Annotated in this window: 15 protein-coding genes and 1 pseudogene; all 16 read right to left on the bottom strand. The window is 38.6% G+C overall.

The window, feature by feature from the left end:
• The coding region (locus F3G88_RS03415) for a Cj0814 family flagellar-dependent secreted protein (RefSeq protein WP_411160860.1) at positions 1 to 232 on the bottom strand (232 nt) is incomplete at its 3' end.
• Positions 233 to 344: 112 nt separating this feature from the next.
• Positions 345 to 1,202: pseudogene (locus tag F3G88_RS03410) on the bottom strand (Cj0814 family flagellar-dependent secreted protein); the annotation flags it as partial.
• 15 nt (positions 1,203 to 1,217) lie between these two features.
• Positions 1,218 to 1,448 carry a hypothetical protein gene (locus F3G88_RS10215; RefSeq protein ID WP_180995380.1) on the bottom strand — a complete coding sequence of 77 codons (231 nt, stop codon included), beginning with the start codon at positions 1,446 to 1,448 and terminating at the stop codon, positions 1,218 to 1,220.
• 135 nt (positions 1,449 to 1,583) lie between these two features.
• Positions 1,584 to 2,342: a tRNA 2-thiocytidine biosynthesis TtcA family protein gene (locus tag F3G88_RS03405; RefSeq protein ID WP_002939418.1), complete on the bottom strand. Its 759-nt coding sequence runs from the start codon at positions 2,340 to 2,342 to the stop codon at positions 1,584 to 1,586.
• Entirely contained in the window at positions 2,339 to 3,022 is a 684-nt protein-coding gene (locus tag F3G88_RS03400; protein ID WP_149715353.1) for a 5'-methylthioadenosine/adenosylhomocysteine nucleosidase, read from the bottom strand. The genes F3G88_RS03405 and F3G88_RS03400 overlap by 4 nt, the downstream gene beginning before the upstream one ends.
• Entirely contained in the window at positions 3,019 to 3,948 is a 930-nt protein-coding gene (fabD, locus tag F3G88_RS03395; RefSeq protein WP_107930722.1) for an ACP S-malonyltransferase, read from the bottom strand. The genes F3G88_RS03400 and fabD overlap by 4 nt, the downstream gene beginning before the upstream one ends.
• A gap of 9 nt (positions 3,949 to 3,957) precedes the next feature.
• On the bottom strand, positions 3,958 to 4,542 hold the full coding sequence (locus tag F3G88_RS03390; RefSeq protein WP_223154902.1) for an FKBP-type peptidyl-prolyl cis-trans isomerase: 585 nt from the start codon (positions 4,540 to 4,542) through the stop codon (positions 3,958 to 3,960).
• Positions 4,543 to 4,597: 55 nt separating this feature from the next.
• Complete coding sequence (locus tag F3G88_RS03385) at positions 4,598 to 5,440, bottom strand: tetratricopeptide repeat protein (RefSeq protein WP_002939416.1); 843 nt, start codon at positions 5,438 to 5,440, stop codon at positions 4,598 to 4,600.
• Between the two features lie 13 nt (positions 5,441 to 5,453).
• Positions 5,454 to 5,960, bottom strand: coding sequence for an OmpA family protein (locus F3G88_RS03380; RefSeq protein WP_103573414.1), 507 nt, complete (start codon positions 5,958 to 5,960; stop codon positions 5,454 to 5,456).
• 64 nt (positions 5,961 to 6,024) lie between these two features.
• Positions 6,025 to 7,281 (bottom strand): Tol-Pal system protein TolB, encoded by a 1,257-nt coding sequence (gene tolB / locus F3G88_RS03375; protein WP_103573413.1) that lies wholly within the window; start codon positions 7,279 to 7,281, stop codon positions 6,025 to 6,027.
• Between the two features lie 15 nt (positions 7,282 to 7,296).
• Positions 7,297 to 8,253, bottom strand: a complete 957-nt coding sequence (locus tag F3G88_RS03370; RefSeq protein ID WP_103573412.1) for a TonB C-terminal domain-containing protein — start codon at positions 8,251 to 8,253, stop codon at positions 7,297 to 7,299.
• A gap of 1 nt (position 8,254) precedes the next feature.
• Positions 8,255 to 8,653 (bottom strand): biopolymer transporter ExbD, encoded by a 399-nt coding sequence (locus tag F3G88_RS03365; protein ID WP_021093459.1) that lies wholly within the window; start codon positions 8,651 to 8,653, stop codon positions 8,255 to 8,257.
• Complete coding sequence (locus F3G88_RS03360; RefSeq protein WP_009294341.1) at positions 8,654 to 9,238, bottom strand: MotA/TolQ/ExbB proton channel family protein; 585 nt, start codon at positions 9,236 to 9,238, stop codon at positions 8,654 to 8,656.
• Positions 9,239 to 9,628 (bottom strand): ATP synthase F1 subunit epsilon, encoded by a 390-nt coding sequence (gene atpC / locus F3G88_RS03355; protein ID WP_002939398.1) that lies wholly within the window; start codon positions 9,626 to 9,628, stop codon positions 9,239 to 9,241.
• A gap of 18 nt (positions 9,629 to 9,646) precedes the next feature.
• A complete protein-coding gene (gene atpD / locus F3G88_RS03350) occupies positions 9,647 to 11,044 on the bottom strand; it encodes a F0F1 ATP synthase subunit beta (protein ID WP_002939420.1) in 1,398 nt (465 codons plus the stop codon).
• A gap of 11 nt (positions 11,045 to 11,055) precedes the next feature.
• The gene (gene atpG, locus F3G88_RS03345) at positions 11,056 to 11,943 is read right to left on the bottom strand and encodes an ATP synthase F1 subunit gamma (RefSeq protein WP_002939426.1); all 888 of its coding nucleotides are present in this window, start codon (positions 11,941 to 11,943) and stop codon (positions 11,056 to 11,058) included.
• Between the last annotated feature and the right edge of the window lie 3 nt (positions 11,944 to 11,946).

Genomic DNA, 11,946 nt, shown 5'->3' with positions numbered 1-11,946 from the left:
TTTGCATATAGTCAGACTGCGTCTCTATCCTTACTAACGACTCCAGCGTACTTGAGTGGATTTTATAATTACTTGGTATGCCAGCTTGTTTATTAAACTCATCTGTAAAGTAGCCATCCTTATCTACCTTGTAGCCTAAAAGCTCTGAGCTCGTTTGTTTGGTGGCAACTTTGGTTGATACCTTTATGTTCTGTTCTAAATTTAATGGGTAGCTACCAAGTGCGTTTATCATCTAATATCCTTTTAGCTTCATACCAAAGATATCGTCTTTTTTGTGAAAAGATTTACCTAGTAAATTTAGCTACTTTGGCTAGAGCAAATGCCGATCTTAAGAGATGCCTAAACTACTTTTGTCTGCCTAAAGCATAAATTTGATTTAGCTCGTTAAAAGCTAAATTTATATTATCTTCGCTTGGCTTTACGGTGCTGTTTTTTAGTAGCTCAAGCACCAAATTTTTAAAATTTTCTCTATCTTCTGCCAGCTTTTTAAGAGTAGCCACATCGCTTAAGCTTTTATTTCTATGATCCTTCGTCTCGGCAGCGATGAAAGCGTTGTTTAGCAAGACTTCAGGCTTTAGCGCAGTCTCTCCGCCCTCTAGGATCGCAGGACTTTCTGACTTTAAAAAGCTAATAAACAAAGCCTCTTTTTTGTAACCAAACTCCGTTTTATAGTAAGAGAGGTCTGGGCTAAAGCCACCAGTGTTTTTCTGCTCTAAATTTGCAAAATTTAGCTTTTTGAGGTTCGTTTTTATGCCTAGTTTTGATAGATCTTCGCTTAAATTTGATGCGAGCTTCATTTCATCTTCGCTACTAAAGATGTTTGTCACGACCTCGTTTTTGCGACTATTTAAAAAGTCAATATTTGATCTATCGCTCAAATCTGCGTTAAAATCAATGCCTTTCATCCCTTGTGAGATGTAGCCTTTTGGCAGGCTTGCTAGGTCGCTATCTGTAAAACTATCTTTGTTTAAACTCTTACCCATTACTTGAGAAAAGATAGCGTAATACTGACCTATCGTGTCTGCAATGTCGATATTTTCAAAGACGTCATTGTCAAAAAGCTTGCCGCTTGCGTTGCTGTAAAGGACGCTATTTATGTTATTTTGCTTTGTTACGAAGTTTAGAAACTCTTTCAACGTGCTTTTGTGAAGCTTAAAGTCCTGTGGCAAGCTGGCTGCTTTATTAAAGCTAGCATCCATAAAGCCAGCATTGTCGCTTTAATAAGCTAGCTCGTTTTTATCTTTAAATTTCACGCTATAAATGCTTTGCTGTGTATCTTTTGTAAGCTCAAGTCTTTGTAAATTTTGTGCAATGTCTTTTGTTTTTTCATTATTTGCAAGAGCGTTTTGAAATTTGACACTTTCAGACTGCTCTTTTTGAAGTTTCCTTGCTTTTGCTTCAGTCGCTACTGAGCTATACTTTTGCGTGCTAACACTAAAAATGCTCATTTTTCATCCTTGCTTATCAAATTTATATTTAGTAAGCAAGGAGCGTTCCTGCTTTAAAATGAGTTGTGGCTTTTGGGTGGTTGTAAGAAATTTGGTTTTAAATTTAGCATTAATGGCAAAAATGAAGAGTTAAATTTACTCTTCACTGCCTTCGTTGATACCAAAAAATGTATCTGTGTGGATGTTTTCAAATGCTGCTTTAAGCGATGTAAAAAGCTTTGGATTTTCTTTTTCTAAATTTGCTAGAAGCTGCTTGGTCTCATATCTAGCGTGTGGCATCTTCACGTCAAATCTCATCGCAGGACACGCCTCATCGCCAACAACTCTTAGCTCATTTTTAATCGCATTTTCGCGAAGCTGTCTCTCACGCACAAAGATAAATGGTCTGATCACAACGATGCCGTTTTTTGCTTTGTATTTTGGAGCAAGCGTCCTTAGCGCGCCATTGTAGGTGAAATTCATAAAAAAGCTCTCTGCTGCATCGTCCAAGTGGTGAGCGATCGCGAGCTTGTTAAAGCCATGCTTTAGCGCATAGGTGTAGAGATAGCCCCTTCTCATACGCGAGAAAAAGCTGCAAAAGCTAGAATTTTTGCGGATCTTCTCCTTTGATATCTCAAATATCGAGCTATCGATCACCTCGTGCTCTATGCCATGCTCGTTGCAGTGTTTGGTAAGATATGCATAGTCTTCGCCCATGCCGTAGCTTAGCGTCACCGCCTTAAACTCAAATTTCTCAGGTGTGACGTTTTGGATGTGCTTTAGCACGTGAGCGAGTGCAAGGCTGTCTTTGCCGCCGCTAAGACCGAGCAATATCTTATCTCCGCCCTCTATCATCTTATATCTAGCGTTTGTTTGGCCAACCTGCCTAAGCAGCCTTTTGCTAAGCTCTATCATAAGCTCTCCACCATTTCTAGGATAAATTTAGCGCTGACGTTTGCTGAGTCTTGTAAGAATTTATCAAAGTCAAATTCAGCCTCATTGCCAGCTCCGTCGCTGATGGCTCTAAGGATGAAAAATGGCACGCCAAGCGTTTCACAAACTAGTGCAACGCTCGCACCCTCCATCTCGGTAGCACTCGCGTTAAATATCTTTTTGATCCACTCTTTTTTCTCGTTGTCGCAGATGAACTGATCGCCAGTTGCTATGATACCTGAATTTAGACTCATGCCCTTTTTGCTAGCGACATTTTTAGCTAGCTCATTTAGTGCCTCATCGCTTTTTACAAAGATGCTTGTCCCTGGCACAAAGCCGTATGGATGACCAAACGCCGTGATGTCAAGGTCGTGTTGCACAAGGCTAGTGGCATATAGCATATCGCCTATCTTTAAGCTCTCATCAAGCGAGCCCGCAACGCCTGTAAAAAGCAGCTTTGAAGCCTTAAATTTCTCTATCATCAAGGTCGCAGTTATCGCCGCATTTACCTTGCCGATCTTCGAGTAGGCGATGACTAGGTCGTTGCCTTTGTAGTTTGCCTCGTAAAATTTATTATTTGCATATTCGGTAGTTTTATACTCGCCAACCATCTCAAGGATCGGCGTGATCTCCTCTTGCATCGCTCCAAGTATCGCTATCATCTCTCCTCCAAAATCTTCACAACCTCTTCAAGGCTCGCCATGTCAGTGACGCTGTATGTCGGTTTTTCCGTGATCTTTTTGTTTATGCCTTTTAGTGTCGCAGCACCTAGCTCGATAAAGCAATCAACCTCGTTTTCGTAGTTTTTGATGCTTTGCTTGTAGCGAACTGGATGCGTTAGCTGCTCTTTTAAAAGCACTAACGCTTCGTTTTTATCAGTGTAAATTTTTGCATTTACGTTTGAAACGACTGGGGCAAAATTCGTAGCCAAAACGCCCTCAAGCTCGTTTGCTAGTTTAACACTAGCAGGCTCAAGTATCGGGCAGTGGCTAGCTACTGACATATTTAAAAGCATCGCTCTTTTTGCGCCTGCTTCTTTAAATTTTGCTTCGTATTTAGCAAGGTCAGCCCTCACGCCAGCTACAACTATCTGACCATCGCAATTGTAGTTCGCAGCGTAAATTTGCAAGCCCTCATTCTGTGCGTTTTTGCAAATCCCCTCAACAACTTCATCGCTAAGTCCAAGCACCACCATCATGCCAGCATCTTTGCCAACGCAAGCTTCTTGCATAAATTTACCACGTAAATTTACAAGTCTAATCGCTTCAACAAAGCTAAAGGCGCCACTAACCGCAAGGGCTGTAAATTCTCCTAGCGAGTGACCTAGGCTAAACTCTGGCTTGGCTTTTATGCGCTCACTAAAAGCTAGATAGCTCATAAGCGAGTTTAAAACGATGGCAGGCTGAGTAAATTCTGTCTTATCTAGCTTGTCATTTTGCGTAAATAAAAGCTCTTCAAAATCAATGCCTGTATCGTTGCAAGCGTCATTTAATAGAAGTTTTGCCGAAGAGAAATTTTCATAAAAATCTTTCCCCATGCCAACACTTTGCGAGCCTTGACCCGCAAAAATAAAAGCAAATTTTTTCATTTTGACTTCTTAGTGGTGGTGATGTCCGTGACCGCCACAACCGCAACCACCTTCGCCATGTCCGTGACCACCGCAGCACTCATGCTCGTGATCATGATCATGTCCGCCACAACCGCAAGTGTGAGCACCTGCTACCATGCCAGTTGCTTTTTCATCTTCAGTAGCGTCTCTAACTTCTAAAATTTCAACATTAAATAGCAAGTCTTTGCCAGCGTATGGGTGGTTAAAATCAACTGTCACTTCGTCATCTTTGATCTCTTTAACGATGACGCGAACACTTGAGCCATCTTCATTTTGACCAAAAAGCTCCATGCCTTCATGTAGGTCTATACCGGCAAATTGCTCTTTTGGAAGTGATTGGATGGCGTCTTTATTGTATTCGCCACAACCCTCAGCTGCTTTGATATTTATAGTAGCTTTGTCGCCTGATTTTAGTTTGCTAACTTCTTCTTCAAGCTTTTCTATAATGTGGCCATGTCCTGTAATAAAAGAAATTTGACCACCTTCTTGCATATTTGACTCTAAAATTTCGCCAGTATTAGCGTCTTTTAGCTCATAAAACATAGTTATAACTTGATCTTTACTCACAATAATCTCCTTGGAATTTAGTTTTGATTAATGCGAGATTATATCTAAAAAAGAGTAAATTTTAGTTTCTGTTGGGAGCAGCTTTGGCTTCTTTGCTATCTGGATAGCCTACTTTTAAAGCCTTATAAAATCTATTTGCGCTTTGAGTATCACCGATCTTATCAAAGCTTATAGCTGTGTGATACAAAAGTTTTGGAGTGTAGTCAGCCTTATCTTCACTTTGTATACTTTTTTTATAGTATTGTATGGCTGTGCTGTATGATTTTTGACTATAAGCAACTTCGCCTAGATAATAATTTGAAGCACCAGTTTTATAGCCTTTTTTATTTAAGTATTCAAAATATTCAGCTGCTTCTGTACTATTACCAGAATTTAAAAGCTTAATGCCATCAGCTAAAATGTCCTTGTCGCTTTTGCCACTGAAATTTGAAGTTGGCTTATTTTGTTGTTTTGGATTTGCATTTTGCTTTGGTTGAGCAGCGTTTTTATCCATTATCGCGCCTAACTTATTTAAGGCAGCAGTAATGTTTTTATAGTTTTTATCTTGTATATCTCTAGTCTCATCAACGTAAGCTTTTAGCGATGTTAAACTTACACCAGAATCGCTTATACCACCATTGACTTTGGTTTCAATATCGTTCATTCTTTGCTCAAGCTTGTTCATCCTAGCACTCATGCTCTCAATTAAGCTTTGCAAACCTTGAAGTTGTTCTGAAACATTATCCATGTTTTCTTCGATATTTTGAACACTTCTTTTGTTGCTTAGAGTTGCCTTTTCATCATCTGTTAGTCCATATGGATTTGCGCTATCCATATTACCTGCGTCAAATGCTGAAACTTCTTGAGCTGAACCTATAGAAAAAGCGGCTCCAAGAAGAGCCGCAATGATTATTTTTTTATTCATTATTACTTACAGATTAAGGAAGTACTTTGAAATCTGCACGTCTGTTTTGAGCGTCGCAAGCTTTTGTTTTGTCTGTACAAACTGGGTTGCTTTCGCCAAAGCTTACTACAGCGATTCTATCAGCGCTAACGCCATTTCTTACAAGAGCGTCTTTAGCACTTTTAGCACGTTTTAGACCAAGAGCATAGTTATACTCATCTGTACCCCACTCGTCGCAGTTACCTTCTACTTTTATAGAAAGAACTTGAGCGTCAGCTTGGTTGAATACTGATGCATTTGAGCTAACAACACCTTGTTGATCAGCTTTGATATTGAATTTATCAAAGTCAAAGTATACACTTTTAACTTGGCTCTCGATGTTAGCGATAAGAGCTGCTAATCTATCAGCATCACTCATGCTACCTGAGTTATCTGCAGATTGATTTGAATTTGCATTCATATCAACTTCAGGGTTTTTAGAGCTACAACCGCTCAACAATAAAGTTGCAACTGCAACACTTGCTAGAACTACTTTTTTCATTCCTTATCCTTTTTGAAAAATTTGGTCGAATTATAACATATTTTTTTTAAATATTATCAGAATATTACCAATCAATAGATTGAATTTTACCTACTTTTAGTGGAAATTGGAAACTTCTGTTCTCATTTAATCTAACAACGCCAAGCGAGCTTTGACCGCCAAGTTCTTTGATAAATACGACACTTTGACCATCACTTGAAAATCTTGGATAGTTATTTTTACCATTTGCTGTAAGCTGACGGATAAAATCTGTTTGAGTTGAGATCAGATAGATATTAAAGCCACCACTAGCCTCTCTACTTGAATAAACTACATAGTTTTCAAAAGTGCTTACTGAGTTGTTGTTTTTGCCATGAAATACCATTTGCTCAACACTTCCGCCTGAGGTTGCAGGTGTTGCGAAGATGTTTGGATATCCAAGTCTATCTGAGACAAAAACTATTCTGCTGTCATTATCTACAAAATTTCCATTTACGTCAATGCCTGGATAGTTTGTTATCTGAGTTAAATTCTTACTACCTGTGTTATAGATAAAAATATCTGGCTGATCTTTTGGAGCCATAGTTAATAAAATTTTGCTTCCATCTTTGCTAACATCTGAAGCTATAAGCATACCAACGCTGTCGATTATCTTCGTTTTTGTGCCTGAATTTAGGTCATATCTAAACAAAGTTGGTTTGTTATTCACATAAGATGTATAGTAAAATTTACTTTGATCAGCGCCTGCCCATTTAGGGAAGATGTTTAGACCACCGCTTACGATTGTCTTTTGATATGTAAGCGTGTAATCAGCCACTATAATAGAGCTTTGGCGAGCCGAAGTGTATTTTGCTAGGATGATAAATTTCTCCATCCAGCCAACTGGTGGTAAATTTAGCTCGTTTGTTAGCTCAACTATACTTTTGTGTGCTAAAAAAGGATACTTCGCACCATCAGGCATGTTATATACTCTCTCATACCTTGTAGTTGCAGTCTTTGCATCGATGAGTTTTACTCTTAAAGTAAGAGGTGAGCCCATAGAACCCTCAAGAGCATATCTAAAGATAAGCTCAACACCTTTGTCGCTCATTGTATTTGTAGCTGCTGTTCCTTCGTAGCTTGAAGGCACGTGATCTTCGATAACCTCAAAGTCAGAGCTAACTTTCAAGTCGCCTAGCATGATCTTAAAGAATTTATCTCTAAAGCCTGCATCACTAACAGCTGTAGTTGCATCTTGCAAAGCTATCTTTGGCAAAGCAACACCTTGGTTTATAACAGATATGGTCGCATCAGCAGCATAAAGCCCTAGAGCAACGCACAAAAAAAGAAAAATTTTCTTCATCTCTACTCCGTAAATTTATAATTTTTTGTCTATTCTATCTTCTAAACTTAAATCAAAAGTAGTGCTCTTATCTGGATTAAATGGAAATTTCTCTGCAGTAAGCTTTTCCAGGCACTCTCTAACCTTTGCATTAAACTCTTCATTGTATGATAGTTCCAAAATTTCATAGCTGAAATTTCCACTTTGATCTATCATGACTTTTACCTTAGCTATATTTGCAGAGTCAGCTTTATAGCTTTGCCATCTTCTTTGAATTTGTTTTGTTATGGCTCCCATCAATGGATCATAAGTACCAGTCATTTGTGACTTTGGAGCTGTTGGGTTTTGATCTATCTTTAAACTCTTGATTATATCGCTAGCCTCTTTTGCAGCTTTTGAGCTAGAAGCCTCGCTTTTTTTGCGGCTTTGCACTTTATTTTCAGCCTTTTTTATGCCATCATCTTTTTTAAGCTTAGTTGAGTCTATGTCACTAAAAAGGTCTTTTATATTTGGCTCTTTTGGTTTTGGATTTTCAACTGGCTTTGGTGTAGGTTTAGGCTCAGGTTTAGGCTCTGGCTTGACATCCTCTTTAGGCTCTTCGCTAGGTTTTGGAATTTCAGGCTTTGGTTCTGGTTTTTTAGGCTCAGGTTTAGGCTCTTCTTTTGGAGGAGTTGGTAAGCTTGGGGTTGGCAATGGCTCATCTGGCACAACAGGCTTATTTGTGGTCTCTTGTTTATCTTCTTCTGACTCTTTTTTAGGTTCTGGTTTGGTCTCTTTTACGACCTCTTTTGCTTGTTTTGGCGCTTTTATGGTTTGATCAACTTCTCTATCAACCATAACTACATCCATAATAGCATCTTTGTCATCAGTGTATTTTTTAGGAGGTTCGCTAAAAAAAGTAAGCTTTATAAACAAAGCAAGCACAATGATAATGTAAATACAAAACGCTACAAAAAACGAACTAAGCGTTGGAAATTTAACTTTATTAGGCATCTTAACCGTTTGTCTCTAAAGCTACTTTATTAAAACCAGCACCTTTTAAAGTCTTTAAAACAAACATAACATCATCGTATTTTAAATTTTTATCAGCCTTTATGTATATAGGCGAGGTTTTGTCATATTTTGCACTCATCAGCGCAATATTATCTGGGAGTTCAGCGAGGCTCATTATACTTTGATCTATCCTAACTTGTCCTTGTGCATTTATAGACACTATAAGATCTTTTTGTTTAGACGTAGATGTTTTTGCCTTTGAGCCATCTGGCAATGTTATATCTTCTTGATATGTTATAGTTGGCATTGTAACCATTAAAATAGCCAACAAAACAAGCATGATATCAACAAGAGGCGTTATGTTTAACTCTGGTGTTTCGTCGTCAAATTTAAGAGCCATCTATAACGTCTCGTCATCTTTTTTAAGTGCTATCATAACGTCAGCTTGACGCTCGATAACGCTCATTAATTCATAAGCTTTTCTTTTTATAAGCAAGTTAAATGTATATGCTGGGATGGCAACAAAAATTCCACATCCGGTAGCGACAAGCGCTTCTGAAATAGCTGGGGCTATAACTCCAAGAGATGAACCTGCACCATTTCCTAGCTGTGAAAATGTCTCCAAGATAGATACGACTGTTCCAAAAAGACCGATAAATGGAGAAGTAGAAGCTATTACACTAAGCCATGTAAGCCCACTTGTAGCATTTTTTTCAGCAATACTTATGCAAACATTTAGCTTTTCTTTTGAAATTCTACCGCTTGCACATTTCTTTAAAGACGAGTCATTTGGTATATTCTTAGCGCCCATAAGTAGTGCTTCAAGCGCATTTTGCTCGCGTTTTTGCCAAGCTCCTATGCCAGCCATTCTTGAAAAAAGAATTGTAAAACTAACTATAAAATATATTGACAACCAAGTTAAAACTATAATTGTAATAAAACTACTTCTTTGAATGTAATTTAAAAATATATCTATTCCGCCCACTTATCTTGCTCTCACTACATTTTCCATTTTTGATATAGTTGCTGCAAAAGCATTTGTATCACTACTCATACTCTCTATCAAATTTCTAGCAGCTTCCAATGAATTTGCAAGCTCGCTTTCGCTGTTGCCAGAGACATAGACTGCACCGTCAGCTAGTATTACTACTTTGCCTTCGTCGATCTTTGCATAGCCCCAGTTGATAGCAACTACATCATGCTTTTTATGCTTATCTTCTATATCTATAATACCTGCTTTTAAAAGAGATATTAATGAGGCGTGGTTTGGCAATACACCAAACTCACCCTCGCTACCTGGAAGCACTACACTACTCACGTCATCATTAAATATCTGACCTTGAGGAGTTACGATCTCTAAATGTAATTTATCCATTACGCTTCCTTTTTAAATTTAAGCCTTAAGTTTCTCAGCTTTAGCTAAAGCCTCATCTATATTTCCGACCATATAAAATGCTGCTTCAGGTAAATGATCATATTTACCTTCTAAAATTCCCTTAAAGCCAGCGATATTTTCATCAAGACTTACGTATTTACCAGGGCTACCTGTAAATACTTCCGCAACGAAGAATGGTTGAGATAAAAATCTCTCTATCTTTCTTGCTCTATCAACCGTTAGCTTATCTTCTTCGCTAAGCTCGTCCATACCAAGGATAGCGATGATATCTTGAAGGTCTTTATATTTTTGAAGCACAGCTTGAACGCCTCGAGCTACTTTATAGTGATCTGCTCCTAAAATTTGAGGATCGAGCATTCTTGAAGTAGAATCAAGCGGATCAACAGCCGGATAGATACCTTTTTCTGCAATCGATCTGTTAAGAACTGTCGTAGCATCAAGGTGAGCAAAAACAGTCGCAGGAGCCGGGTCTGTAAGGTCGTCAGCTGGAACATAAACAGCTTGAACAGAGGTAATCGAACCTTTTTTAGTTGATGTGATCCTCTCTTGGAATTTACCCATTTCACTTGCAAGAGTTGGCTGATAACCAACAGCTGATGGGATACGTCCAAGTAGAGCTGACATCTCTGCACCTGATTGAGAGAAACGGAAGATGTTATCGATAAACATCAAAACGTCAAGTCCCATCTCATCACGGAAGTACTCAGCCATTGTAAGACCAGTTAGCGCGATACGGTTTCTTGCTCCTGGTGGCTCGTTCATTTGGCCATAGCACAAGGCAACTTTATCCAAAACGTTACTTTCTTTCATTTCGTGATAAAGGTCGTTTCCTTCACGAGTTCTCTCACCAACGCCTGCAAATACAGAATAACCACTGTGTTTAAACGCAACGTTGTGGATAAGCTCCATAATAATAACCGTTTTACCAACACCAGCACCACCAAATAGACCTACTTTACCACCCTTTGCATAAGGAGCTAGAAGATCAACTACCTTGATACCAGTTTCAAAAATTTCACTCTTTGTACTTTGCTCTTCAAATGGAGGAGGATCGCGGTGGATAGACCAGTGCTTATCAAAATTTATACCCTCGCCCTCGTCGATCAAATCGCCAACTACGTTAAAAATTCTACCCAAAACTTTTTCGCCAACCGGCACGCTTATAGGTGCACCAAGCGCTTTAGCCTCTAAGCCACGAGTCAGACCCTCACTCATATCCATAGCGATAGTTCTAACTCTATTATCACCTAGGTGAGCAGCAACTTCTAATATTAGTTTATGTTTCTTGCCCTCAACCTCAAAGAAAACTTCGATAGCTTCATTGATCTTCGGCAAGTAGTCATTAAAGTCAACATCGACCACAGGGCCCATAACTTGACTAATAACACCCTTCATTCATACTCCTTTTATTTCATTGATTCAACACCACTGATAATCTCGATAAGCTCAGTGGTAATAGACTCTTGTCTTGCTTTGTTGTAAGCAAGATTTAACTGTTTGACGCGTTGTTTAGCATTGTTTGTTGCATTATCCATAGCTTGCATTCTAGCGCTGTGCTCAGCCGCTAAAGAGTCAACTAAAGCATAATACATACTATACTCAAAATATTTATTGAGCAATTCATCCATAATCTTAGTATAGTTGTCTTCTGGCTCAAATTCCATCAAAGAATTTGTCTCTACCGCAACTATCTTAGACGGCTCAATAGGCACAATATCATTTACTCTAATCTCTTGAGAAATCATATTTTTATAGCCATTGTGTATTAGCACTACTTTATCTGTTATGCCGTTTGTAAAGTCATCAATGGCATCTTTTATGATCTTTTGAGCTTTTTCATAAGTAGGAGAAGAGCTAGCTCCGACATAAGTCTCAAGTAGTTCAACGCCTTGGAAATTGAAAAATTCAATGCCTTTTTTACCAACAGCTCTTAGTCTAACTTTAATCTTTTTGGCTTTTAGCTCATCGATCATGCGCCTAACTGTCTTTATAGTCTGGACATTAAAGCCACCGCAAAGCCCTTTATCAGCGGTAACAAATATAATATCAACCTTTTCTACACTCTTTGTTGTGTTAAAAAATTTGCTCTCAGTCATAACTGAAGCGTATTGATTGATCTTATAAGCTATCTCTGATAAAACCTCATTGATCTTAAGTGCATAAACTCTAGAGTAGCGTGCAGCCTCTTCAGCTTTGCGAAGCTTTGCTGTTGAAACAAGCTTCATCGCACGCGTTGTCTTTTGAGTATTCTGGACGCTCTTAATCTTTCGTTTTATATCTTTTAAATTTGACATATC

This window comes from Campylobacter concisus, from assembly GCF_902460675.1.
In the GTDB taxonomy this organism is placed as follows: Bacteria; Campylobacterota; Campylobacteria; order Campylobacterales; family Campylobacteraceae; genus Campylobacter_A; species Campylobacter_A concisus_AJ.
The sequence above is the reverse complement of the archived record's forward strand: the minus strand, read 5'-3'. Positions and strand labels throughout refer to the sequence as shown.

Coding starts and splice junctions, on each gene's coding strand:
- F3G88_RS10215 (WP_180995380.1), bottom strand. CDS start 1,448: ATGAGCATTTTTAGTGTTAGCACGCAAAAGTATAGCTCAGTAGCGACT.
- F3G88_RS03405 (WP_002939418.1), bottom strand. CDS start 2,342: ATGATAGAGCTTAGCAAAAGGCTGCTTAGGCAGGTTGGCCAAACAAAC.
- F3G88_RS03400 (WP_149715353.1), bottom strand. CDS start 3,022: ATGATAGCGATACTTGGAGCGATGCAAGAGGAGATCACGCCGATCCTT.
- fabD (WP_107930722.1), bottom strand. CDS start 3,948: ATGAAAAAATTTGCTTTTATTTTTGCGGGTCAAGGCTCGCAAAGTGTT.
- F3G88_RS03385 (WP_002939416.1), bottom strand. CDS start 5,440: ATGAATAAAAAAATAATCATTGCGGCTCTTCTTGGAGCCGCTTTTTCT.
- F3G88_RS03380 (WP_103573414.1), bottom strand. CDS start 5,960: ATGAAAAAAGTAGTTCTAGCAAGTGTTGCAGTTGCAACTTTATTGTTG.
- tolB (WP_103573413.1), bottom strand. CDS start 7,281: ATGAAGAAAATTTTTCTTTTTTTGTGCGTTGCTCTAGGGCTTTATGCT.
- F3G88_RS03370 (WP_103573412.1), bottom strand. CDS start 8,253: ATGCCTAATAAAGTTAAATTTCCAACGCTTAGTTCGTTTTTTGTAGCG.
- F3G88_RS03365 (WP_021093459.1), bottom strand. CDS start 8,653: ATGGCTCTTAAATTTGACGACGAAACACCAGAGTTAAACATAACGCCT.
- atpC (WP_002939398.1), bottom strand. CDS start 9,628: ATGGATAAATTACATTTAGAGATCGTAACTCCTCAAGGTCAGATATTT.
- atpD (WP_002939420.1), bottom strand. CDS start 11,044: ATGAAGGGTGTTATTAGTCAAGTTATGGGCCCTGTGGTCGATGTTGAC.
- atpG (WP_002939426.1), bottom strand. CDS start 11,943: ATGTCAAATTTAAAAGATATAAAACGAAAGATTAAGAGCGTCCAGAAT.